General features: G+C 51.3%; 15 protein-coding genes. 4 read left to right on the top strand and 11 right to left on the bottom strand.

The features are described from left to right. Positions 1–240: 240 nt before the first annotated feature. The 6 genes from CCC32_RS07975 to CCC32_RS07950 form a co-directional block, all read right to left on the bottom strand. Positions 241–2,973: an alpha-L-rhamnosidase gene (locus CCC32_RS07975; RefSeq protein ID WP_287073558.1), complete on the bottom strand. Its 2,733-nt coding sequence runs from the start codon at positions 2,971–2,973 to the stop codon at positions 241–243. Between the two features lie 14 nt (positions 2,974–2,987). After that, a complete protein-coding gene (locus CCC32_RS07970) occupies positions 2,988–5,204 on the bottom strand; it encodes a DUF5703 domain-containing protein (RefSeq protein WP_287073557.1) in 2,217 nt (738 codons plus the stop codon). A gap of 96 nt (positions 5,205–5,300) precedes the next feature. After that, positions 5,301–6,230 (bottom strand): bile acid:sodium symporter family protein, encoded by a 930-nt coding sequence (locus CCC32_RS07965; RefSeq protein ID WP_287073556.1) that lies wholly within the window; start codon positions 6,228–6,230, stop codon positions 5,301–5,303. Between the two features lie 249 nt (positions 6,231–6,479). Further along, a complete protein-coding gene (locus CCC32_RS07960; protein ID WP_287073555.1) occupies positions 6,480–9,707 on the bottom strand; it encodes a S41 family peptidase in 3,228 nt (1,075 codons plus the stop codon). Positions 9,708–9,808: 101 nt separating this feature from the next. After that, positions 9,809–11,656, bottom strand: coding sequence for a DUF349 domain-containing protein (locus CCC32_RS07955; protein WP_287073554.1), 1,848 nt, complete (start codon positions 11,654–11,656; stop codon positions 9,809–9,811). Between the two features lie 236 nt (positions 11,657–11,892). Then, positions 11,893–12,819: a magnesium transporter CorA family protein gene (locus CCC32_RS07950; RefSeq protein WP_022317594.1), complete on the bottom strand. Its 927-nt coding sequence runs from the start codon at positions 12,817–12,819 to the stop codon at positions 11,893–11,895. Positions 12,820–13,047: 228 nt separating this feature from the next. On the opposite strand from CCC32_RS07950, the gene CCC32_RS07945 reads away from it, so the two are divergent. Next, entirely contained in the window at positions 13,048–15,150 is a 2,103-nt protein-coding gene (locus CCC32_RS07945; RefSeq protein WP_044079416.1) for a TonB-dependent receptor plug domain-containing protein, read from the top strand. 10 nt (positions 15,151–15,160) lie between these two features. Here CCC32_RS07945 and CCC32_RS07940 read toward each other — a convergent pair whose 3' ends face one another. The 4 genes from CCC32_RS07940 to CCC32_RS07925 all read right to left on the bottom strand — a co-directional run bounded on the left by CCC32_RS07940 (position 15,161) and on the right by CCC32_RS07925 (position 17,635). Then, positions 15,161–15,784 carry a YiiX/YebB-like N1pC/P60 family cysteine hydrolase gene (locus CCC32_RS07940; protein WP_287073553.1) on the bottom strand — a complete coding sequence of 208 codons (624 nt, stop codon included), beginning with the start codon at positions 15,782–15,784 and terminating at the stop codon, positions 15,161–15,163. A gap of 117 nt (positions 15,785–15,901) precedes the next feature. Further along, positions 15,902–16,282, bottom strand: coding sequence for a DUF5056 domain-containing protein (locus CCC32_RS07935; RefSeq protein WP_287073551.1), 381 nt, complete (start codon positions 16,280–16,282; stop codon positions 15,902–15,904). Then, complete coding sequence (locus CCC32_RS07930) at positions 16,269–16,802, bottom strand: RNA polymerase sigma factor (protein WP_502705609.1); 534 nt, start codon at positions 16,800–16,802, stop codon at positions 16,269–16,271. Before CCC32_RS07930 ends, CCC32_RS07935 begins: the two co-directional genes overlap by 14 nt. A gap of 47 nt (positions 16,803–16,849) precedes the next feature. Then, positions 16,850–17,635, bottom strand: coding sequence for a DUF6249 domain-containing protein (locus CCC32_RS07925; RefSeq protein WP_287073547.1), 786 nt, complete (start codon positions 17,633–17,635; stop codon positions 16,850–16,852). Positions 17,636–18,051: 416 nt separating this feature from the next. Between CCC32_RS07925 and CCC32_RS07920 the strand changes: the two genes are divergently transcribed. The 3 genes from CCC32_RS07920 to CCC32_RS12665 all read left to right on the top strand — a co-directional run bounded on the left by CCC32_RS07920 (position 18,052) and on the right by CCC32_RS12665 (position 20,610). After that, positions 18,052–19,131, top strand: a complete 1,080-nt coding sequence (locus CCC32_RS07920) for an FMN-binding protein (protein ID WP_287073545.1) — start codon at positions 18,052–18,054, stop codon at positions 19,129–19,131. Positions 19,132–19,161: 30 nt separating this feature from the next. Then, positions 19,162–19,803, top strand: a complete 642-nt coding sequence (locus tag CCC32_RS07915) for a nitroreductase family protein (protein ID WP_287073544.1) — start codon at positions 19,162–19,164, stop codon at positions 19,801–19,803. A gap of 591 nt (positions 19,804–20,394) precedes the next feature. Then, positions 20,395–20,610 (top strand): sensor histidine kinase, encoded by a 216-nt coding sequence (locus tag CCC32_RS12665; RefSeq protein WP_288772969.1) that lies wholly within the window; start codon positions 20,395–20,397, stop codon positions 20,608–20,610. Here CCC32_RS12665 and CCC32_RS07910 read toward each other — a convergent pair. Beyond that, positions 20,600–23,752 (bottom strand): efflux RND transporter permease subunit, encoded by a 3,153-nt coding sequence (locus tag CCC32_RS07910; RefSeq protein ID WP_287073543.1) that lies wholly within the window; start codon positions 23,750–23,752, stop codon positions 20,600–20,602. The two genes, CCC32_RS12665 and CCC32_RS07910, sit on opposite strands and share 11 nt — an antisense overlap. Positions 23,753–23,876 lie beyond the last annotated feature (124 nt).

Raw genomic sequence — 23,876 nt, 5'->3', positions numbered from 1 at the left:
ATTGTTACGTTTTACTGACGGTGGAGTTTACGCTCCCTGTTGGGCCCCTTTCGTCAGACAGGCAAAAATAATGACGGAACCAGATGCTTCTCCTTTCCCTGGAGACATCCGGTTCCGTCAGTTTTTATCCCAAATCGGTCATAAAATACTACATCTAACGGCCTAATGACCGTTTTGGGGGGGTATACAGTTGATGAGTTGGACTAAGAAAATCAATAGTCTGTCTATAGTATCACTTTCTTATAATCCGAACGAATGCTTGCCGCTGCCCACCTTTTTCTTGAATCCGTTGGCGAGCTGTATGGTGGCGTCGCAGCCTACGGGGATTTCTACGGTGATGGTGTCGGCGGAGCAGTATACGGAAACCTTGCCGTAGAGCGTCGTGGTGTGAGCCTTCACGTATGTCAGGTCGCCGGGCAGGGTGGGGGAGATGAGAAGGTGGCGCATGCCATTGGTGCCAGGCATGTTACGTATGCCGGCAATCTCCTTGAACAGCCATTCGTCAATCTGCCCCATCATGAAGTGGTTCCACGATGATCCCTGGCGAGGGTCCCATTGTTCTGTGAGCGTCGTGGCTCCCTGTTTTATCTGGAAACCATAGCCCGGAGTGTCGTAGTGGTTGAGCATCTTGTATAGCAGTTCGTCCTTGCCGTTGGCAGCCAGTGTCATAAACAGGTATCTGTTGCCCACATCGCCGGTCGTCAATCTGTTGCCGTGCTTCTCGATGTCAGAAATCAGCGACTGCAGCACCGCCGCCTTGTTCTTTCCCGTTATGCCGAGGAAGAGCGGCAGGGCGTTTGATGTCTGGCTGCCGGAACCATAATAGCAGGAGTCAGCCTTATAGAATTCCCGGTTGAATGCTTCCACGGCATAGTCGCGTATCCTGGAGTATTTCTCCACGTCAGCCTTGTTTCCGGTCATCCTGGCAGCCTTTGTCAGCAGCTGCAGGTCGAGGATATAGTGAGCCGAGGCAACGAGTGGTATCGGTGTGTTATGGCAGAATCCGGCTTTGCCCTCCACCACGTCGTACCAGTCGCCCAGTCCGTGGCTCACGATACCGTCTTTTGCGCGCCCCGTGAGATAGTCCACATAGCGGCGCATGGCCTCGTAGTTGCGGGTGATGATGGAGTTGTCGCCATACTGCTCATAATACATGAACGGCATTATCAGCAGAGTGCTTCCCCATTCAGGTGAGTCGTCGAAGAGGTTTCCGAACGACACATATTGCGGTGCCGTGGTAGGCACCATTCCGTCAGTCTTCTGCGTATCCGTGATGTCGCGTATTATCTTCGGGGTCAGCGTCGTCATGTCGTAGTTGTAGAAGAGACTCGGTCCCACGAGGTGGTCCTGCTCCAGCCATCCCAGTTTTTCGCGGTGCGGACAGTCCGTCAGCACACCCTGCATATTGCTCCTTTCGGCACGCTCTATCAGACGGTGGGTCTGTGTGAACAGCGGGTTGGAACATTCGAACTCTGAACCCTCTTCGGCAGAGTTGTATATGAAGCAGCTCTTGAGGTCGGCAATCACCGGCAGGTTGTCAGGATTAGGTTCACCCTCGAGCACGGCATCCTCCACCTGTATGTATCTGAAACCATAATAAGAGAAGTGCGGATGCCATGTCTCTGTGGTGTCGCTGCCGATAGTGTATTCGTAGTAATGCTGGCGGCCCGTCTGTCGCTGGTCGCACACACCCTGCCTGTTCAGATTCTCCGACACGAGCATCGTCACTTTCTGTCCAGGTCTTCCCTTCACTCTGATTTCAGGAAATCCCGCAAGGTTCTGTCCCATGTCAGCAATGAAGGTGTGAGGAGAGACGCTGCGCTTGGTCTTTGCCGATGCCGGTGCTACGGAGTCTAGAGGCAGATAATGCCACTCCTTGATGGCGAAACGCTCCATAATCTTCACAGGCGGTGCCGTCTGGGGAATGAGTTTTCCGTCCGTTCCCTCCGTCAGCACGGCGTCTTTCCATTCCGTGTCGTCGAAGTGGGCGAGGTCGAACCCACTCTGTGTCAGTCTGGCGTCGAACGATTCTCCGCCGTAGATACTGTTGAAGGTAATGGGGCTGAGGGCATATTTCCACGACCCGTCGCTGACAATCGTCTGACTTGTGCCGTCGCTGTAGTTTATCTCCAGTCGCAGTATCATCTGCGGCGCACCGAAGCTGGTCATCAGCTTGCTGTATCTGTTGCCACGCTGCACGTTGAAGAATCCGTTGCCGAGCAGAAGGCTTATGGCATTGTGACCTCCGGTGAGCAGTGAAGTCACGTCGTAGGTATTGTAATAAACGGTCTTGGAGTATTCGCTCCATAGCGGTGCAAATTCGCTGTCGCCCACCTTCTTGCCGTTGATGCGCATCTCGTAGTGGCCCATGCCGCTGACGTATGCCACGGCATCGGTCACCGTCCTGCCGTCGTTGGAGAATCCCTTCCTCATGATTATGCTCCTTGCCGAAAGAGAGTCTACGGCGTTCCATTTCTCCTTGAAATAGTCTTTCTTGAATTCCGCGTTAGAGAATCTGCCCTCCGGCAGACGGGCGTCGGCTTTGGTTATGGCGCCAATCCATCTTGGAGAGATGCCGCCGGCAGACAGGTCGGCAGAAGCTGGAGCGATGCGTATCTTCTGTCTTGCGCTCCATTCCGAAGGCTTCCCGTCTTTGTCCCATACCCTCACCTGCCATTCGTATCCGTGTCTGTTTGCCGGCAAATCAGGTGTGGTGATGTTCTGGCTTTCGGCAGATTTCCTTTTGCCGGAGTCATATACGGTCTTGCCCGTAACGCTCTCGGTGATGATTATCTGATAGGCTTTCTGACGGTCGTTGACGGCATCTGACGTCATCTTCCAACCGAATCTTACATCGCCCTGGCTGACAGCCAGTTCCCTCTGATAGTTGCATGATGTTCCGGTTATCGTTATCTTGGCTTCTGCCGAAAGGGCTGCCAATGCCAGAAGTGTTGCTATAGTGGTCTTTCTCATTTACCTTGGATTATTCAATCTTTCCATACTTTTTTGTTCTCAATCTTCCCGTTTCTGATTTCAGCCTCTACGGTGCGTCCACCAGTGGCTTTCAGTCTGAATCTGGCGTTTATGTCTCGTGGCCATGCCGGGAAGAACAGCAGTTCGCCGTCCGGCTTCTCCTGTAGCAGCATTTCCTGCAGACCAATCATCGATGCTCCGCCCTTGTTGCAGTCGGGAGCCCAGTCGTAGCCGGGATCCCAGAAGGCAGGAAAGCGGTAAGGTCCGTCGGTGAGCTTCTCGCTGTTCAGGCGTAATGCCTCGTCAGTCAGTCCCAGACAGGCAGCCCAGATATTGTCCTGTTTCCATCCCTTGGTGGCTCTCATTTCCACAGCGTGAGGATCTTTCAGATATGTGTTGCGGCCGATATTCAGATAGTCTCTGCCCATGCAGTATATCCTCCATGGAAATACGGGATATAGCTGAGGTGTCTCAATGTTCTGTATCCTTGCCCATACTATAGCCGGGGCGATGCAGGTGTCGCCGCTGATGGTGTGTAGCGGTATTTCGGGAATGCGTTTCATTATGCCGTTGAGGCTGTCGCCCTTGTATTCAGTCCATTGTCGGGCGACTGTCTGCAGGGCGGCCACGACGCTCGACGGGTTGTATGCCATCTTGTAGGTCTCGCAGCCCGAAGATGGGTATAACATCAGTTTGCCGTCGCCAGTGAGAGGTTTCACCCCGAGCTTCTTGGCTATATACTGGTAGTGCTCGTCGAAGAAAGTGAGTGTCTGTCGTATTATTGGTTCATATTTCGTGATGTCCATGCCGCTGTATTCATGCGCCAGCATCATCATCGAGCAGAACTCCAATGCTGTGTCCCATTGGTATTCCAGCCATGCGTTGCGTTCCATTCCCGGGTCGTCGCCGGGTTTGTGCTTGCCGTATTCTGTGGGGTTGGGCAGTCCGCAGTTCTCTATCTGCTCTGCGAACGAAGCTCCGTCGTGTCCCCAATAGAAACGGGTGCGCCGTGTGGCGTTTGGCAGCATCCGCAGATATGTGTCAAACTGTGCCGCCATCATGTCCGTGTCGCCGCTCTTGAGCATGGGCCAGTATACGAGACGCTGGTTCTGTGCCGTCATGGTGCCGCCGCCCCATTTGCGGAAGTCGGGAGTGAAGGGGCATTTAGGATCGGCGAAGACGGGGTCGAAGGTGAATAGCGAACCGTTGAATTTCGTGGGATATTCGCTGTAGGCATTGCATCCCAGCATGTAGCGGAAGAGTTCGTAGTTGCGAGCCATGCGTGCAGCTTCGCCTTCGGCAATGATATGGCTGCGCTGCCAGAACTGGTGCCACCACTTTGCGCTCTGTGTCTTTGATTTCGTTGCCGACAGAGGCTTGACTATCGTATCTCCGGTATAAAGGTCGATGCTGACGGTGGCTTGTCTGATATCTGTGGCAGTATAGTTCCATGCCTTGAAATCTGTGGAGGCATAGGTGCCGGTAGACGTGCCGGTGAACTTGAAGCCGGGCATCGTGATGTTTCCGCCGAATTTCAGTCCGCCGATAGGATTATATAGTTCATCCTTTATTTCCGACAGTCCTTCCCTCTCCACGGTATAGTCGAATACGGTGTTGTTGCGGTTTGTGTGCCAGAAGTCCAGCGTGCTCTTTCCTGCTTTTATGGAGTCGGCAAAGGTGGTGCAGTCTTTCGGTATGTTCCATTTGTATGATCCCTGCTGGCATTCCGCCTTGGTGACCAGTCTGTCTTTGTATCTCCACGACTCATAGCTCAGCGTGGCGTTTCGCTTTTGTGCGGAAATGATTTCCACGAACACTTTCGGCTGATACACATCCGCCCAGATTCTTATCTTTGTACCGTCGCCTTTGATATATATGGCGCCGTCGTCGAGCGATAGCCTTTGTTCGAAACTGTTGCCGCTGAACGGCTGTCCGTCGATTTTCAAGCGGAAGCGACCTGCTTTGAGCAGGGTGTTGTTTTCGTCGAGCATCCCGCTCTTCGAAAGATAGAACAGCACATCACCGTTCTCCACCCACACGTTCATCCCCACATCATGTCCGCCGCAGGGCATCGACCCTGCGGAGTTCTCGCTCTGTGAGGTCCACACATAGTCCTGGGGCTTGTAGTCTGTCTTTATCTTGTTTGCAGCATTGCCCTGTGCGGTGGAAATCAGAGCACAAAGCATCGCAATCGCCGCTGCCAATCTCTTTTTCGATATGATGATCATCATTAGAGTAGTTTCCTCGTTTTTGTTATATAATGAGGACGCGTGACATAGGCTTTTGTAATGTATTAGCTTTACAACAGCTTGCGGTCTTTTGGTTTCTTATCTCTCGTTTCTGTCATATACCCGTGCCATTATCGCTCCGCTGATATTGTGCCATACGCTGAATACGGCGCCAGGGATAGTGGCGAGAGGGTAGGCGGTGAAATGAAGGGTGGCGAGTGAACTGGCGAGGCCGGAGTTCTGCATACCCACCTCTATGGAGATGGCTACACACTTCTTGTGCTCCAGTCGGAGCAGTCTGCCGATGCCGTAGCCCAAGGTCAGTCCGCAGATGTTGTGGAGCATCACTACGAGCATCACGAGAAGTCCGCAGGTGAGCAGTTTCCCGGCGTTGTGTGCAACGATGATACCAACGAGCAACACTATTGTCAACGACGAGAATGCCGGCAGGTAAGCCACCGCCCGCTTTGTAAACTCTGGCATATACCGTTGTATCATGAAGCCCACAAGTATGGGCAGGATGACAACCTGTAGAATGGAGAAAAACATGCTCACGGCATCCACATGAACGAAGGTGCCGGCAAGAAGCCATGTTATTATCGGAGTGAGAAAAGGAGCGAGTAGGGTAGACGTCGCCGTCATTCCTACAGACAGGGCGAGGTCGCCTTTCGCCAGATATGTTATCACGTTAGATGCCGTGCCGCCGGGACAGCAGCCGACGAGGATCACCCCCAGCGCCAAGTCCTCTGGCATTTGGAACAGATGAGTGAGGAGCCATGCCGTTATCGGCATGATGGTGAACTGAGCCAGACATCCGATGATGACATCCTTAGGTCGGCTGAACACAATCCTGAAGTCGGTAGGGTTCAGCGTCAGTCCCATGCCGAACATCACCACTCCCAACAGCGGATTTATCCATATCGTGTCGATGCTGCCGAGCGGGGTTGGGAAAACAACCGAGAGCACTCCGATGGCGAGTACTATCAGTCCCATATTCTTTGCGATGAAGTCGCAAATGCGTTTCGTCATTGTTGTATGTGTATTTAAGTTTGTCATGTCTGTTTCCTTGAACCCAAAACGGTCATTAGACCGTTCAATGGTAGTATTTTATAACTGCTTGCAGTCCCTGATGACTGATTTGAGTTGAAATTCTGGAGCAGTACCCGTCGACAGATTTGCGGCAAAAGGAAATAGGAGGAAAACCATTTCTTTTTTCCTCCTATTCTAATGATTAACCCCTATTTTTATCGCGGCCTGATTGCCGTTGGGGATATAGTCTTATTTCTTTTCGCCGATCTGCTTCATCATTTCCTCTATGGCTGCTTTCAGCTGTCGGTCATTGCCGTTGAGGAAATCCTCCGGTGTGTTATATACGGTGATGTCAGGGTTCAGCTGAGTGTTCTCTGCATATTTTCCGTCGAGAGTCATACATCCCACCTGCGGAATTCCGAATACCATGGTGTTGTCGATCATCGTCTCCCACCATACGGCAGTCATTGTGCCTGCCACTGGAGTACCGATGAGCTTGCCGATGCCGAGAGTCTTGTATACCATAGGGAATCCGTGGCCGTTGCTGTAGTCGTCTTCGCAGATGAGCACACACGAAGGTTTTGTCCACTTGTTGAACGGGTCGCGGCCGATATAGTTGCCTCGTGGCATGAAATTCTGGTATTCCTTGCCGTTGAGCAGAGTACACAGGTCGTCGTGCAGCCATCCTCCACCATTGTGACGGTCGTCAACGATGACAGCCTCACGGTTGCGGTTCTTGTCGCTCAGGAGCTCGCGGTATACGGTGCGGAAGCTCTCGCTGTTCATCGCTCTTACGTGTACGTAGGCGAGGCGACCACCCGACAGACTGTCTACCAGCTGGCGGTTGCGGTCAACCCAACGCTTGTAGAGCAGGTCGTCAACGGCGTTCATCGACATTCCCTTTGTCGTTACATCGAATGAGCGTCCGCTCTTCGGGCGGATTGTCAGGCGTACTGGTTTGCCGATTTTGCCGTCGAGCAGCGGGAAGTAGTCCATGCCGGCCTTGATTTCCGTGCCGTCAATCTTCTCTATGATGCATCCGGACTTCACGTCAGTCTGCTTGCAGGCTATTTCGCTGCCCTTTATCACTTCGGCAATCTTCAGTCCGTCGCCGGTATAGTCCTCGTCGAAGAAGAGACCGAGACTTGCAGTCTGCAATGAAGCCCATGAGCCGGAGTATCTTGCACCGGTATGCGAGGCGTTCAGCTCACCGAGCATTTCGCTCAGCATCTCCTGGAAGTCGTGATTGTTGTTGATATAAGGCAGGAAGCGTTCGTAAGTCTTGCGGTAGCCCTCCCAGTCAACTCCATGAATGTTCTTGTCATAGAACTTGTCTTTCACCTGTCGCCAAACGTGGTCGAACATATATGCGCGCTCCTTGTATGGCTGGTAGTTGAACTGAGCCTCAAACTCTATGTTCTTCACGGCTTTGCTCTGTGGCGTCACCTTCTTGATGCCTCCGTCGGCAGCGAGATAGATTTCCTTATAAGGCTTGTCGAACATCATTTCTCCATTGCCCACGTTCTTTATCAGCAGCTCCGTGTTTCCGGTCATCAGGTCGCGGTGCCATAGGTCCATGCCTTTCTCAAACGCCACATTGTAGTAGATGTTCTCGCCATCCTTGTCGAGCAGGATGTCGCCGAGGAACGAAGGAGTGACGGTGAGTCGTACGATGCGGTCACGACAGTTTTCGAGGTCGAATTTCAGAGGCTCCATTTCCTTTGCCTCCGGTTTCTCCATTTCCTTCTTTTCCTTTTCTTCCTTCTTCTCCTCTTTCTTCTTCTCCTTTTCGGTCATGTTTTCCTTTGCCAGCGCACGCTCTTCCTTATTCATGCGGTAGCGTTCGTAGGCTTCAAGGTCGAAGAACATGAGATAGGCATCGTATTCAGCGCCCCAGCTGCCATGGCTGCGGTAGCCGGCACGGTCGCTGCAGAACAGCATCGCCTTTCCGTCGAGCACCCATTTGGCATTGCTTTCGTTGTATCCGCTCTCGGTGAGGTTGTGAATCTCGCCGTTGCCGGAAGCATTTACCAAAGCGATGTCTGAATTGTTCCATCCGCCCACACCGATGTATGAAGAGAGCAGCCATTTGCTGTCGGGGCTCCATGTGAAGTCGATGTCGCCGTCGCTGTAAGAATAAACGAACTTGCCGTCCATCGCCGTCTTCACATTCTTGCCTTTGGCATCCATGACGCGCAGGGTTCCACGGTTTTCCCAGAAGGCAATCTGCTTGCCGTCGGGACTGAATTTAGGTTGGAATGAAGTCTGGTCGGATTGTGTCAGACGTTCTTCCACGAGTTCAGTAGCGTAAGCGAACTGCTTCTCATCCTTGTTCTTCATTGTAGTGGCATAGATCTGCCACACACCATTGCGCTCCGAATCATAGATTATAGTGCGGCCGTCTGGCGAGAAGTCGATGTAGCGTTCCTGCTCAGGAGTGTTCGTAATCTGCTTTGTGGTGCGGTATTCTATGGATGTTACATAAACATCGCCATGCATGACGAAACCGATTTCCTTTCCGTTAGGCGACAGTTTGATGTTGTATGCTCCAGAGTTTCTGATTTGGCGTATAAGCTCCTTTCCCTCGGTGTCGGCGGCAATCCTGATGGCAGTCTTTTGTGGCTGTCCGCCTTTGCGCACGGTATAGATCTCACCGTCGTAGCCATAACACAAAGTGCCGTCGGTGGCTGCCGAAAGAAAGCGCACCGGATTCTTCTCATGATTGGTTATCTGTGTCTCCTTGCCGTCGAGAGTGCGGTGGTAAACATTCAGAGTGCCGCTTTGTTCGCTCAGATAGTAGAACGACTTGCCGTCGGCAGACCACACAGGGTCGCGGTCCTCACCGTCGAATGTAGTCAGCTTCCTGAACGAGTCGCCGCTCTTGAGCCATACGTCGCGAGTGATAGGCGAGCGGTGGTGCTTGCGCCATTCGTCCTCATAGCCCTTGCGGTCGATGTAGAGCACATCTCCGGAGGCGTTGATGTCGAGGGCATCCATGGTGATGTCGGAAAACAGTTTCGGACGTCCGCCATCCATTCCTACAGTGTATACCTGAGGGTAGGAGCCTGCGAAGATGATAGACTTGGCTGTTGGCATGATAGAAGCCTTGAACATGATGGTAGAGTTGTCTTTCCATCTCAGAGGATATTCGCTGCCACTGTTGGTCGTGACGCGTTTGGGAATACCGCCGTTGGCATCCATTACCCACACGTCAATGCTTCCTTCTCGATTAGAGGCGAAGGCGATGTGGTTGCCGTCGGGACTCCACACTGGGTAGGAGTCGAAAGCCGCATTGGAGGTAATCTGTTTCGCCGTGCCACCGCTTGACGGAACGGTGAAGATATCGCCTTGGTATGAGAAGGCGATAGTCTTGCCGTTGGGCGAGATTGCCGGGTGGCGCATCCATAGCGGGTTGTCCTGAGCCTGTGCTGCAAGGCCGTAGGCGCCAAGGAGAGTCGCTAAAATAAGTTTGTTCATGGTTGTATTGATTTAGTTAATATGGATAATTCATGAAAAAATCCCAACCGAAGTCGTTTGTGCTTGGCTGGGATGTTTTATTTAGCTTGTATTCTTCTCTTTTATTTCTCTTCAGAGTCGATGGCCTTGATTTTCTGCTTGATGAGTTCCAGATCGTCCTTCAGCTTCTGCACCTTGCGGTTCATCTCGTCGATGAGGCTGTTGCCCTTCTTGCTTGAAGCGTTGAGGAAACCGAGGTTGTTCTCATAGGTCTGTATCTCCTGCTTCATCTGTTCGGCACGGCGCTGCAGTCTTGTGCGCTCATTGTCGAGAGCATCCTCGCCACGCTTAGCCACATTCTTCAGGTTTGTCTTGAAGTTGTTCAGGCGGCGACGGGCTGTAGAGATGTTCAGTTCCTTGAAAATCTTGTCGAGCACCTCGTGGTATTCGTTGAAGATCTTGTCCTTCTCCTTGTATGGCACGTGACCGATGCTGTTATACTCTTCAGTCAGTTTGCGAACCTCAGCCTGTGTGTCGTCGACAGGGTTTTCGAGCAGAGCCTTCAGTTTCTCCACCACGGCTTTCTTCTTGTCCAGGTTTGCGTGCTCCTCATTGCGTGCTCCGGCATTGGCGGCGTTGCGTGCTTCAAAGAAGTGGTTGCATGCTGCGAGGAAGTCATTCCATAACTGGTCGCCGTATTTCTTCGGTACCATTCCGATAGTTTTCCATTCCTTCTGCAGAGCGATGAGCTTGTCGCTTGTAGCCTTCCATTCAGTGCTGTCTTTCAGAGCCTGTGCCTTCTCCACGAGAGCCTTCTTCTTCTCGGCGTTCTCGGTGAATTCCTTCTTCATCTGTGTGAAGTAAGCCGACTTGCGTCCGAAGAAATCATCGCAAGCAGCACGGAAGCGCTCAAAGATCTTCACGTTCATCTTCTGAGGTGCAAATCCGATGGTCTTCCATTCTGTCTGTATCTCGATGATCTGCTTGGTGTGGTTCTCCCAGTCGGCAGAAGTCTTGTTCTCCTCCTTGGCAATAGCCTCCACCTTCTCGCAGAGTTCAGTCTTCTTGTTGAGGTTGTCTTCCTCTTTGGCGCGTATGTCCTCAAAGTGCTGCTGGTGCTTCTTGTTTATCACTGTAGATGCAGCCTTGAAGCGAGCCCAGATGCCCTCTCTCAGCTCCTTTGCCACAGGTCCGCTCTCGCGGTATTCCTGGTGCAGCTCCTGCAGCTGGTGGAATGCGCTTATCACGTCGTCTTCGTCGGCAAGCTTTTCAGCAGCCTCACAGAGTTTTGTCTTTATCTCCAGGTTCTTCTTGAAGTCATATTCGCGGGCTTCGCTGTTGAGCTTCAGCAGGTCGTAGAACTGTTCCACGTAGAGCTGATAGTTTCTCCAGAGCTCGTTGGCGTTTTCAGCAGGCACCATCTTGATTTCCTTCCATTCCTGCTGGAGCTGTTTGAATTCCTGGTATGACTTGTTGGCTTCCTCCGGCGAGGTTGCCATATTCTTGATTTTCTCTATGATGTCGAGCTTCTTCTTGAGGTTTTCCTGCTTGAGCTTTTCCTGTTCCTCAAACTGTTTAGCTCTTCTTTCCTTGATGATAGTCATTTCGGCCTTGAACGCGTTCTCGTTCTCGTCGGGTTTCACCTGATAAGCTGCCGGGTCACCGCCAGCGTCCAAATATGCCTTCATGTCAGCTTCTCTCTCAGCGAAATGAAGCTTGTAGAATACGGTTTTGAGATAATCCACCTCATCCTTCTGCGGAATTTCCTCCGCATGAGCTATCTCTTTGATTCTTTCCACAACCTCCGCTTTGGTCTTGTAGACTTTTCTCTGTCCGCTGGCATTTTCTGCCTCGGCAGCGTTGTCGGTTGTTTCCACCTGCTCCTTCTGGGCTGTTGCCTCATTTGGAGTTACTTCTACATTCTTCTCGTTTTCCATTGTCTGTTCGAGAGATTTTTCTTGAGAGTCCATTACTTCACGTTTTAAATTTGTGATTGGGGTTCCATAAAAATACACTTGCGGCAGGAAAGTGCTTCATGTAGCCTTTTTCCTTGGTCCATGCTTCGGCTCTTATAATATATAATAAGGTATTATAATACTAATTGTTATAGCCGTTGATATGCAATTACCGCTCTAAAATGAATTGCAAACTTACTTAAAAAGATTGTAACTTCCTAATTTATGTAATGATTTTTAATATTTCGTTGTTAAATAAGACGTTTATGGCGGAATATCCACCATGAAACTCCTGATATCATGACAGATGCGACGAGGGCTATGAGGAATCCGTATTTGTTGTTTTCCATTCCGTTTATGAGGTTCATACCCAGCAAACTGGCGATGAGCGTAGGGAACATCAGGATGATGCTGACCGAGGTGAGCGTACGCATCACGGTGTTCATGTTGTTGTTGATGATGCTCGAATATGTGTCCATCGTTGATTCCAGAATGTCGGAATATATGCTCGTCGTTTCCCGCGCCTGGCTCATCTCGATGTTCACGTCCTCGATGAGGTCGGCGTCCAACTCGTCCACCTGCAGTTTGAACTTCAGTTTGGCGAGCAGGTTCTCGTTTCCGCGGATTGATGTCTGGAAGTATGTCAGCGAGTCCTGCAGTCTCGACAGTCCGATCAGCGACTCGTTGTTCACCTCTCTGTCGAGGTTTCTCTTGGCTTTCTCAATAAGGCTGTTTATCTGCTTCAGTCGTTTCAGATACCACACCGCCGATGACAGGAAGAGACGGAAAATCATGTCAACATAGTCGGTGAATCCCTCGCTTCTCTTCTGCTGATAGCTCACGAAGTCTATCATCATGTTCGTTTCATAGAAGCACACGGTTATAGTGACATCGCGCTTGTGTATGATACCCAACGGCACTGTGGTGTATGGCGTGCGCGAACGTATCTCCTTTACGTATGGAATACGCAGGATGATAAGCATCCATCCGTCGTCGTACTCATAGCGGGCACGCTCGTCGGTATCGCTGATGTCTGATATGAAATAGTCGGGAATGTTGAAACGGTCGATCAGCATCTGCTGATCTTCCTCACTTGGACATGTTACTTGTATCCAGCAGTTGGGCTCCCATTCTTTGATGGCCTTCAGGCCTTCGGTATAGTTCCAGTATGTTCTCATCGATAAATCCTCCACTTGGTAAACAATCAAGCGCAGGAGTCTCTGCTGAGAGAGCCGTTGCCGTCCCTGCGCCTACAAGTCTTTATTTTCCGCGTGATAATCGTCCATAATTAATAGAATTGATAAAAATCGTGTGCAAATTTACATTATTATTTTTAAAAAGCAAGGAGTTGTAGCGGCGAATTAGTATCTTTGCAACCGTTTTTTAATAATTTACTTTATATTTTTATGTACAACAGACCAATGGCATCGTGCGAGCCAATGAAGTTCAAACGCTTCTCCCACAAGGGCTACGCACTTTTTGCATGCCTGGGCAAGGTGGTGCTCATCGGCACTCTGAGCGTTGCTACAGTCTCTCATGCCAAGGCAGAGGGAGTGAGCACCAAGGAGCTTCGTCCTGACACCCTTTCCACCCAGAGCGATGTGATGCTGAACGAAGTGAGCGTAACGGGCTCACGAGCGCCGCTGACCAGAAGTCAGGCGGCGAGAATGGTAACTGTACTGGACAGCAAGGAAATTCAATGTGCGCCAGTGCAAAGTGTTAACGATTTGCTGAAATACATCGCCAGCGTGGATGTGAGGCAGCGCGGTCCGATTGGAGCGCAGACCGATATCAGTATCCGCGGCGGAAACTACGAGCAAATCACAGTTCTCCTCAATGGCATAAACATCTGCGACCCGCAGACGGGACACAACGCCTTCGATTTCCCGGTGGATGTGGCAGACATAGAGCGCATTGAAGTGCTCGAGGGACCTGCCGGGAGAGTGTTCGGCACCTCGTCGCTGCTCGGAGCCATCAACATCGTGACGAAGAAAGAGAAGACGAGCAACGTTTCCGCCCACATTGACGGCGGAAGCTACGGCTACCTCAGCGGTGGAGCCTCTCTCAACCTCTCGTCGGGCAAGTGGACCAACCGCGTTTCAGGAAGCTATACCCGTTCCGACGGCTACAGCCGCAGCAAGGCTGGAAAGCTCAACGGCGATTTCTATGGCGGAAAGGCTTTCTATCAGGGCGGCTATGAGGACAGCGACATCAAGGTGGACTGGCATGCAGGACTGAGTTCCCGCGATTTTGGTTCTAACACCTTCTATGGCACTGGCTCCGACAATCAGTTTGAGCATACCTTCAAGACGTATACCGCCGTGCAGGCGGAGACGAAGCGAGGCAAGTTCCACCTCAAACCTTCTATATATTGGAACAGAAACATGGACCGCTTTGAATGGTTCCGCGGTCACGACGGCAAAAAACCAGAGGGACTGTCATACGGAGTTCCCTACAATTATCACCGCACCGATGTCTATGGTGTGAACCTCAACTCCTATTTCGACTGGGCGTTCGGCCGCACCGCCATCTCGGCAGAGCTGCGCAACGAAGACCTCGTGAGTACCACGCTCGGCGAACCGCTCGACAAGCCCAAGCATGTGCACAAGACCGACCGCGACTATACCAACGGTCTGAACCGTACGAACATCAGTTTCGCCCTGGAGCACAACATCCTGCTCGAAAGGTTTACCCTCTCGGCTGGACTGGTGGCAGTGAAAAACTCATGGAGCAACATGAACATGCGCCTCTATCCAGGCGTTGACGCCAGCTATCGCATCGGCGACCACGTGAAGTTCTATGCTTCATACAACACGTCGCTGCGCATGCCGTCGGCAACGGAGCTATATTATTCCGTAGGCGGCCACAAGGCAGACAAACATCTGAAACCGGAGGAACTGCAAGCCTTTGAGGGCGGAGTGAAATATCTCAGCGCCGGCATCACGGCAAGCGCAAGCGTGTTCCACAACCGCTGCAAGAACATGATAGACTGGATCTGGGACAGCAGCGAAGGCGACGAGGCAGTGTGGAAGTCGGTGAACTTCACCAAGGTAAACACCATAGGCACCGAGGCACAAGTCGGTCTCAACTTCCTGCGTCTCATCCCGGCTCAGCATGTGGTGAAGAACCTCACGCTGCAGTACACCTACCTCTCACAAGACAAGGACGAGCCTGCCAATATCCAGAGCCGTTCCACACTGGAGTATCTGCGTCATAAGTTCATCGCAAACCTCGACCTCAACCTTTGGCGCAACCTCGACCTGACGGTGAAATACCGTTTCCAGAAGCGCGACGGCAAGTTCACCGCCACCGATGCTTCAGGCAATGCCGTAGTGAAGCACTACCAGCCGTATGCCGTCACCGACGTGCGTCTGGCATGGAATGACAAATGGTATAAGGCTTATGTAGAGGCAAACAACGTGTTTGCCAAGAAATACTACGACTTCGGATCTATTCCCCAGCCAGGTGCATGGGTGATGGCCGGCGTAGCGGTGAACGTCAATCTGTAGTATAACGACCCTATTTCCGAAGTTCGCCCAGAATGACGATCTTGTCGCTTCTCGACAAGTCGCCGGGATTGCTTCCCGGTTCGCCTTCTGGCACCTTCAATCCCTGACGGGCATAATAATCCCTCCAATAGGCGGTTATTGTGCCCGTCTTGTCATGAAACGACATCGGAATCGGTTTGAACACCAGTTCGCCATCCCTGCTCCTGTAGCATTTCTGCACCAGTTCGCTGCAATACATCGCACTGTCCGACGGCATGAAATTGAAGTCGTATGGCGTACCGATAAACTGTATTGCCCTCTCCACCGAGCGAGCCACGCCGACTGTGTCTTTCAGTTGTCCCACCACCACCACATGGCGTCTCGCCATGAAGCTGTCGATAGGAGTGAGACACACTCCCTTGTGTATGGCTTCAAGGGCAAATCCCTTTCCGCCGGCATTATGATAAATCGCCACATGGTCGATCTGTCTGCCGTCAAGTCCCGTAGTCACGTCAGTTATGTTGTTGCCGCTTTCTGCCACACAGAAGAGCAGGTCGCCCTCGGCAAGTCTGCTTGCGGTTATTCCCTTGTTTCCCTGTGCCCACAGACATATAGAAAGACACATGACCGTTGCGGTGATAATTATCTTCTTCATCGTCTTGAATGTTATTCTTATTTCAGGATATGAATCCTTTTATATCAGTTGTTTTGATATTTGCTAATATAGACATCTGAAAAGATTGGCAATTAAGGCATAATGACCGATTGGACCTTAAATCTCAGACAGTTTCTTGTTCTCTGCCAGACACCATATTGCTACGACCATTGTGGCAACAAGTGGCAGTGTGAAGACCAATGGGTTGACATGTTCAGGATCAAACTGCTGCATGATGTCTGTCATCCATCTTATGCAGTTCCAAAAGACGTGTGTGGCAGACTCGTGGATGCTTGATATCAGGTCGATGTATATCAGGATGACGATGCCCGCTGTCCAGCATACCGCCGTCCATATCCTGGAGATTCTCCTCAGCCTCTTGTCAGCCGCAGGTTCGATGGCTTCCATCACCCTGTCAGAGAATCCCTCGTCGGCAATCACCGTCTGGTTTGCCGTTGAGAAAAAGCGTTTCAGCAATTCGTCTTTATCTTCTTTCATATCCATTGTCTTTTAAGTATGTGGTGAGTTTCTCCTTGCCTCTGTGCAGGTGGGATTTCACTGTGCCCTGCGGTATGCCGGTTATGGCGGCAATCTTGTCAATCGGCTGTCCGTCGATGAGCTGCAGCGTTATGCATGTGCGTTCGTCAGGTTTCAGTGTGGCGAGAGCCTTCAGTATGTCCATCCCCAAAGTGCAGTCGTCATTGCCGGCATGGCGAGCCGCAACAGAGGGTGTGTCCATGTCCTCCGTCTGGTGGTGGCTGCGGCGATAGTCGTAATGGGTGTTGTAGGCTATTCTCATCAGCCATGTGGAGAATGATGACAGACCTCTGAACTTCCCTATGTTGGCATACGCCTTGATGAACGCATCCTGTGCCAGGTCGTCGGCGAGCTGCCGGTCGCCCAGCGTGAGGCTGAGCAGGAAGCGGCGCACTTGCGACTGGTATTTGCGCAACAGCGAGTCGAAAGCCCGCTTGTTGCCAAATACCGCCACCTGGGTGACGAGCTTTATGTCATTCATCAATTCAGGCATGATGTCAGAGTCCTTTCCTTTGGGTTGTTGTATCTTTATCCTATGTTCTCGTCGTTGGCATTCTGAGTAGTGCCGTTGTCATATCCTTGCCGGTTGTCGTTGCTCTGCCGGTTGTATCCGTTTTGTGGATTGTTATAGCCATTGTCAGAATAAGGAGCGTTCTGTCTCTGGTCGTTGAAGTTTTGCTGGGAGAAGTTTCCATTGATGTTTCCTCCGCCGGTTGTCTTGGCTATTATCGCCTGCCCCACTCCGTATATGGCGATGAGCAATCCGATGCCACACAGCAAATTGATGTTGAGGATGAAGTACATCACGGTGAGTCCGATGCCGAGGAAGATGTTCTTTATGCCCTTCGACCACAGGTAGTCGTTGCGTGAAACTTGGTTCTTTGCCGCGAAGTCGGGTATCGGCTGTCCGCTTTTTATCGCCATCTCCGCGAGTTTCAGTTTCTGGTTGCGCGATTTCACTATGAGATAGATGACGAGGCCTATTATTGCCACCGGAGCGAGGAAGCAGATGATGAACACTATCGTTATAGGTATAATCGCATCTTTGAACATCTGTTTCGCCACATCCGACATGTTCGAGTGTATCTGTGTGTAATTTATCACGGAATCGGGAGCAGCATCCTGGTCGTCCGTGTCGGTAGTGTCGCTGAATGCGACGATTGCTGTAGCGGAATCTTTCTTTGCGCCGGCGTCAGCATTCTTGTGTCTTACTACGGAGTTCGTTGCCGTTGTCCTGTTGCCGTGTCTTGCCATCGTAGGGAGGGCAGCCGACAATGTCATGCCGATAATCAGTGTTGCTATAATTCTTTTCATATCCGTTATGTTTTTTGTTTCGTTGATGTTTTGTCTTGTTTCAGTAGTTAGACGGAGTGGGGTGGGGAATAGTTGCAAAATTATGAAAAAAAATGCTTTGACCCAAATCGCTGATTGTGATTTACCCCACAATGGTCATTAGAACTTGCCTGTATTTTGTTTTGTAGAAGAGTGGATTTTGTTTGTCTTTTTAAAGAGCAATAGCGGCTATTGCGAATTATGGTTTTAAGGTATATAAAATCCGATTCTTCGTCGTTTTTTTATGTCTCGTGTCACAATATAATAAGTTGGCAAACGTTTACTGTCATAGATAGACCGGTGTGGATAGATGAGTCTCGTCCAGACTTTCTTGTAAGACAACTTCCTTTGTCAACTCGATTTCTCGTCAACTCGTCAACTCGTCAACTTAATAAAATATGAATAAGATAAAACAGATTCTGAGTCTTTTCACTTGTCTGATGATTCTCCTTTCGGTAGCTGTGTTGCGCAGCAACAAGATTTGGGGCAATCAGCTTGGCGGTGAAAAGACAGAAGTTGCCGACAGTCTGTCGGCAGGCCCGATCGTCACTGCTGACGACGGCAGTATGGTGGTAAACACCGCATCCCTTGGCAAAGACATCCAGGGCTTTGCCGGCACCGTGCCCCTTGAAATCACCGTCCGCGACGGTGTGGTGGAGAGCGTCAGGGCTCTCGACAATCAGGAGACCCCCTCTTTCTTTGCCAATGCCGCCACATTATTTGATAAGTGGAAGGGCAAGACCATAGGTGAAGCCCTGGCGATGAAGGTAGATGCCGTTTCGGGAGCCACTTATTCGTCGCATGCCATAATAGCGAATATGCAGCGCGGACTGCAGCTTGTGGCTAAGAAGCAGGAGGCAGACCGTGGTCCAGCCCTTGCTGATGTGTTGTCGCTGAAGAATGTGGCTGCTCTCATCGTGGTGCTACTCGCCGCTATCCTGCCGCTCTTTGTCAAGAACCGCCGTTACCAGCTTGTTCAGATGGTGCTCAATGTTGTGGTCCTCGGTTTCTGGTGTGGCAGCTTCCTTTCGTACACCTCGCTGATGGGATTCCTTGCCAATGGCATGAACCTATGGCTGACTCTCGTTCCGGTGGTGATGATCGTCACGGCGTTCGTATATCCTCTTTTCGGCAAGAAGAGCTACTATTGCGCCCATGTCTGTCCGTTCGGTTCGCTGCAACAGGTTGCCGGTCAGCTAATCCCTCATAAATTGAAGATTGGCGCTGCCACGTTGCGCTTCCTCGACACGTTCAGACAACTGCTGTGGGCAGTCCTCATGTTGCTCTTGTGGAGTGGCGCATGGGCAGGCTGGACCGACTACGAACCCTTCTCTGCCTTCATCATGGATCAGGCTTCCCTGCCGGTAATCATCATTGCCGGTGTTTTTGTAGTGCTGTCGCTGTTCGTGCAGCGTCCGTATTGTCGTTTCGTGTGTCCGATGGGTACATTGCTGAAATTGGCGCAGAAAGGAGAATAATCCACTTGTCAACAAAAAACAGATATGAAAATGAAATCATCATTCTTCCTCAACGTAGTGCTTGCCGCCGCTCTCCTTTGTGTCAGTGTGCGTCTTGCCACGGTGTCGGAAGAGAAATCAGTAGAGAAGACCGGCGGCATCTCCGCCGAAGTATATCAGAACATCATGACGCGGTCGTCGGTGAGGGAATATCTCGACACCAGCATCTCCGACTCACAGATAGACACGCTGCTCCATGCCGGGATGGCTGCCCCAACGGCAATGAACCGTCAGCCGTGGCATCTTGTGGTGGTGAGAGACCGCAGTTTGCTGCAGCAGATTGCCGGGCTGTGTCCCAATGCCTCTATGGCGAAAGACGCACCGCTCGCCATCGTGCCGTGCGGCGACATGAGTAAATATGAAGAAGACGAAGACGGGCTCCGCGGCTTCTGGCCACAAGACCTCTCTGCCGTGACAGAGAATATCCTGCTGCAGGCACATGCCATGGGACTGGGTGCTGTCTGGACCGGCACCTATCCGTCGGAAGAGCGCTGCAAGGCGATGAGCCAGCTCCTCCGTCTTCCTTCCAATCTCGTTCCTTTCTGCACCATCGTTATAGGTTATCCCAAGGGCGACCAGCAGCCGAAAGACAAGTGGGACGAGAGTAAGGTGACTTATGACATGGGTAAATGAACCCCGTCTTAAGGCGATGTGCCAAGACATTTGCCTCATCCTGACTTTGACAGTGACATAATTCCAAATTCTATATTCTGAAACAAATGGGGCAAAACCTTGCCCATAACGCTGATTTTTAGTAAAATCACGAATTTTCAAAAAAACTGTCAGACCATCTGGTTTTTCGTGGTAATATTCTGATAAACAGATAGTTGACTACCTGGCAACTGTCAGCAAATTGTCTGGATGGTTTGAATACGAGATAAAAATTGTCAGGCGACAGGAAATCAGACGAATGGTATTCGGATGACAAGAATATGGATATTGCGACATCAACTTTTTGGGCAACCGCTTTGCATAAATTCTGCCCAATAGGGGCAACGTGCTTGCCCATGTTGGGCAACGTGCTTGCCCCACTTGGGCACGCTGCTTGCCCCAGTTGGGCAGAACTGCTGTCAGACAAGTTCCCAATAAGTTAATGTTGTAATACCCATATTCCTGTTTTACAGGATTCTGCCAACGTATGCAATTCCTCACATCTGACAAATCCTTTCATCAGCAAACCATCCAGACAATTGGCTGACAGTTGCCAGGTAGTCAACTGTCTGTTTGTCAGAGTGTTATGTAGAAAAACCAGACAGTCTGACAGTTTTTTGGAAATTCTCGTTTTTACTAAGACCTTTCTTCCGTGCCAAGAACACGCGCAGCATCAAAGGTCACGGTGTAGGTCTGGCACTCTCCAAAGCCATCATAGAAAAAATGGGCGGAAAAGTTTCCGTCCATTCTATAGAGGGTGAGGGTACGACCCTTGATATCAAGGTGTGATCTTCTGCGTTCTCAGCACATCAATGAGCCGTCGGGGCATCCAGTGCTCCTGCATCCATTGGAAGATGACGAAGAAAGCGGGGACAAGGAAGAGCAGCGCCACACTGCCTATCAGCATGCCACCCACGACACCCGATGCCAAAGATCGGCTTCCGTTGGCTCCAACTCCCGAAGCAGCCATCAACGGCAACAGACCTAAGATCATGGCGAGGACAGTCATGAGGATCGGGCGCAGACGGGCCTTGGCAGCAGAGAAAGCTGCCTGGGTGATGCGCATGCCTGCCTCACGCCGTTTCACGGCATACTCCGTCAGCAAGATGGCAGTCTTCGACAACAGACCGATGAGCAAGACGACACCCGTCTGAAGATAGATATTGTTCTGCAAGCCAAAGAGTTGCGCGAAGAGGAAACTGCCCATAATACCGACAGGCACTGCGAGCAGGATTGCAAACGGAAGGATAAGACTCTCGTAGAGAGCCACAAGCACGAGATAGATGATCAACAGACTCAGTGCTGCAACAATGACGAAGTTGTTGCTAGTATTGCCTTCCTCGCGGCTCAGTCCACTATACTCATACCCATAGCCGGAGGGGAGCGTCTGCTTAGCCACGCGTGCCACGGCTTCCATCGCCTGACCCGAGCTGTAACCAGGAGCGGGATCGGCATTGACACTGATAGAATTGAACATATTGAATCGCGAGAGACCTTGCGGACCCATCGTCGGAGTCAGTGTGACGAAATTGTTGACCGGCGCCATCTGACCATCGCTCAGCCGCACATAGATGTTGTTGAGCGACTGCCGTGTGACACGGTCGGCGGCCTCAGCCTGCATCGTGACGTGATAAAGGCGGGAGAAGCGGTTGAAATTGGAGATATAGGAACCGCCATAGTAACCGGCTATCGTCGAGAGGACATCACTTGGCGATACTCCTGCCCGCTGACATTTAGCGGCATCGACGTCGAGCCAGAACTGAGGATAGTTGGCGGAGAAGTCGGAGAAGGCCTGGCCGATCTCCGGCTGACGGGAGAGCTCATCGACAAACGCATCTTTCACACGCTGAAACTGTGCGATAGAGCTACCCGTGTGGTCCTGCAAGTTGAACTCCAGTCCACTGCTCATACCGAATCCCGGCACCATCGGCGGAGTCATCACAAGCACGTCGGCATCTTTCACCAGTGAGGTGACGGCCATGATACGCTCCACGATGCTGTCGACCGACTCCGACGGATCCTTACGGTCTTTCCACTCTTTCAAGGGAGCGAAGATCATGGCGGAGTTGGAACCGGAGGAGGTGAACGAATAGCCGTTGACAGCCGCCACATGAGCTACGCCGGGCACGCTCGCCACCAAATTTTTCACCGTATTCAAGGTCTTGGCATTGTCATGCATGGAGGTACCCGGACGGGTGTTCATACTGACGTAGACCATACCCGTGTCCTCCTGAGGCAGCAGCCCCGTCGGCGTTATCTTGACGAGGAAGACAAGGAGCGCCACAGCAGCGGCCACGATGCCGTAAGACACGTATTTATGTCGGATGAACGCAGACACGGCGCGTGTATATTTATCCTCAAGGACACTGAACACTGCATTGAAAGCACGGCGGAAGCGCGCTGCGAAGTTATTCTTTTCGTTTCCATTCTCATCTTTATAGGGCTTCAACAGCAATGCACATAAAGCCGGAGAGAGCGTCATGGCATTGATGAACGAGATGCCTACGGCAACAGCCATCGTCAAGCCAAACTGCCGGTAAAAGGCGCCGGAGGTTCCTCCCATCATACTCACGGGGATGAACACTGCCATAAAGATCAGTGTAGAGGTAACCAAGGCTGAGGTCACCGACCCCATGGCATCGCGCGAGGCAAGATAAGGCGAGCGGTAGCCTTTGTCAAAGTTGGCCTGCACAGCCTCCACAACGATGATGGCGTCGTCGACAACCGTACCAATGGCGAGCACGAGGGCGAAGAGCGTCAACAGGTTGATACTGAAGCCCATCAACTGTAAGACACCGAATGTTCCAATGATAGAGACGACAATGGAGATAGAAGGGATGATCGTGGAGCGGATGTCCTGAAGGAAAACATAGACCACGAGGATGACAAGTAACAATGCCTCAAAGAGCGTGTGGACCACGACATTGATCGAGGCATTGAGGAAGTGGTTCGTGTCGTTGATCTTCTGAAACTTCATCCCCGGAGGCAACTGAGTCGAAAGATCTTCCAACTCCTTATCAATGGTATTGATGATCTCAGAGGCGTTGCTGCCGGCTGTCTGCTGCAACATAGCGGTGGCTGCGGGCTTACCGTCGAGTTGTGTCGTGAAGTTGTAAGCGTCAGCACCTAATTCCACGCGCGCCACATCGCGCAGGCGCAGAATCTGACCATTCTGCGTACTGCGGATAACGATATTGCCAAACTGTTCGGGCGTAGAGAAGCGGCCACGGTATTTCATTGTATACTCAAAGGCATTGGCATGGTTCTGACCGAAAGAGCCTGTAGCTGCTTCGATATTCTGGGCTTCCAAGGCAGCAGTGATATCTGCGGGCACCAGACTGTAGGCTTTCATCTTGTTGGGATCGAGCCACAGTCGCATGTTATAGCTTGAGCCAAAGAGCTCAACACGGCCAATACCCTGGATACGTTTCAACCGCGGGATGACATTGATGTTCATGTAGTTGTTGAGGAAATTCTCGTCGAATCTCCCGTCGGTAGAACAAAGAGCCAACGTCATGAGCTCGGCATTCTGCTGTTTCTCCGTCTGCACACCTTCTTTCGTCACCTCTGCGGGGAGGTTGGCAAGGGCCGACTGCACCCGGTTCTGGACATTGACAGCTGCCATATCGGGGTCAACGCCTTTCTTGAAATAGACCGTGATATCTGCCTCACCACTGTTGCTGGCTGACGAGGTCATATAGGTCATGCCTTCCACACCGTTGATACTCTCCTCCAAGGGCGTGATGACACTCTTGATGACTGTCTCTGCACTCGCACCAGGATAGTTGGCAGAGACGAAAACTGTCGGCGGAGCAATATCCGGGTACTGCTCCACGGGCAGGCTCTCAAGACCCACGATGCCGGCAATGACAATCAACACAGAGATGACTGCCGACAACAAAGGACGCTGAATGAATGTATTGATACTCATATCCCTTAATTCCGCAACACTTTGATTTAACTTTATTTACAAGTACCTGAGCAACAAAAAGTTGCTCAGGATTTTGCCATGTCAGATTTTTCACCTATCTTAGTGTTGCAAATCAAAATATGTA

This window comes from Prevotella sp. LMAG:51 (assembly GCF_008680225.1).
In the GTDB taxonomy this organism is placed as follows: Bacteria; Bacteroidota; Bacteroidia; order Bacteroidales; family Bacteroidaceae; genus Prevotella; species Prevotella pectinovora.
The sequence above is the reverse complement of the archived record's forward strand: the minus strand, read 5'-3'. Positions and strand labels throughout refer to the sequence as shown.

What these genes read in the sequence shown, in the direction of transcription:
- CCC32_RS07975 (WP_287073558.1), bottom strand. Translation starts at nt 2,973, where the DNA reads ATGAGAAAGACCACTATAGCAACACTTCTGGCATTGGCAGCCCTTTCG.
- CCC32_RS07970 (WP_287073557.1), bottom strand. Translation starts at nt 5,204, where the DNA reads ATGATGATCATCATATCGAAAAAGAGATTGGCAGCGGCGATTGCGATG.
- CCC32_RS07965 (WP_287073556.1), bottom strand. Translation starts at nt 6,230, where the DNA reads ATGACGAAACGCATTTGCGACTTCATCGCAAAGAATATGGGACTGATA.
- CCC32_RS07960 (WP_287073555.1), bottom strand. Translation starts at nt 9,707, where the DNA reads ATGAACAAACTTATTTTAGCGACTCTCCTTGGCGCCTACGGCCTTGCA.
- CCC32_RS07955 (WP_287073554.1), bottom strand. Translation starts at nt 11,656, where the DNA reads ATGGACTCTCAAGAAAAATCTCTCGAACAGACAATGGAAAACGAGAAG.
- CCC32_RS07950 (WP_022317594.1), bottom strand. Translation starts at nt 12,819, where the DNA reads ATGAGAACATACTGGAACTATACCGAAGGCCTGAAGGCCATCAAAGAA.
- CCC32_RS07945 (WP_044079416.1), top strand. Translation starts at nt 13,048, where the DNA reads ATGTACAACAGACCAATGGCATCGTGCGAGCCAATGAAGTTCAAACGC.
- CCC32_RS07940 (WP_287073553.1), bottom strand. Translation starts at nt 15,784, where the DNA reads ATGAAGAAGATAATTATCACCGCAACGGTCATGTGTCTTTCTATATGT.
- CCC32_RS07935 (WP_287073551.1), bottom strand. Translation starts at nt 16,282, where the DNA reads ATGAAAGAAGATAAAGACGAATTGCTGAAACGCTTTTTCTCAACGGCA.
- CCC32_RS07930 (WP_502705609.1), bottom strand. Translation starts at nt 16,802, where the DNA reads ATGAATGACATAAAGCTCGTCACCCAGGTGGCGGTATTTGGCAACAAG.
- CCC32_RS07925 (WP_287073547.1), bottom strand. Translation starts at nt 17,635, where the DNA reads ATGAAAAGAATTATAGCAACACTGATTATCGGCATGACATTGTCGGCT.
- CCC32_RS07920 (WP_287073545.1), top strand. Translation starts at nt 18,052, where the DNA reads ATGAATAAGATAAAACAGATTCTGAGTCTTTTCACTTGTCTGATGATT.
- CCC32_RS07915 (WP_287073544.1), top strand. Translation starts at nt 19,162, where the DNA reads ATGAAATCATCATTCTTCCTCAACGTAGTGCTTGCCGCCGCTCTCCTT.
- CCC32_RS07910 (WP_287073543.1), bottom strand. Translation starts at nt 23,752, where the DNA reads ATGAGTATCAATACATTCATTCAGCGTCCTTTGTTGTCGGCAGTCATC.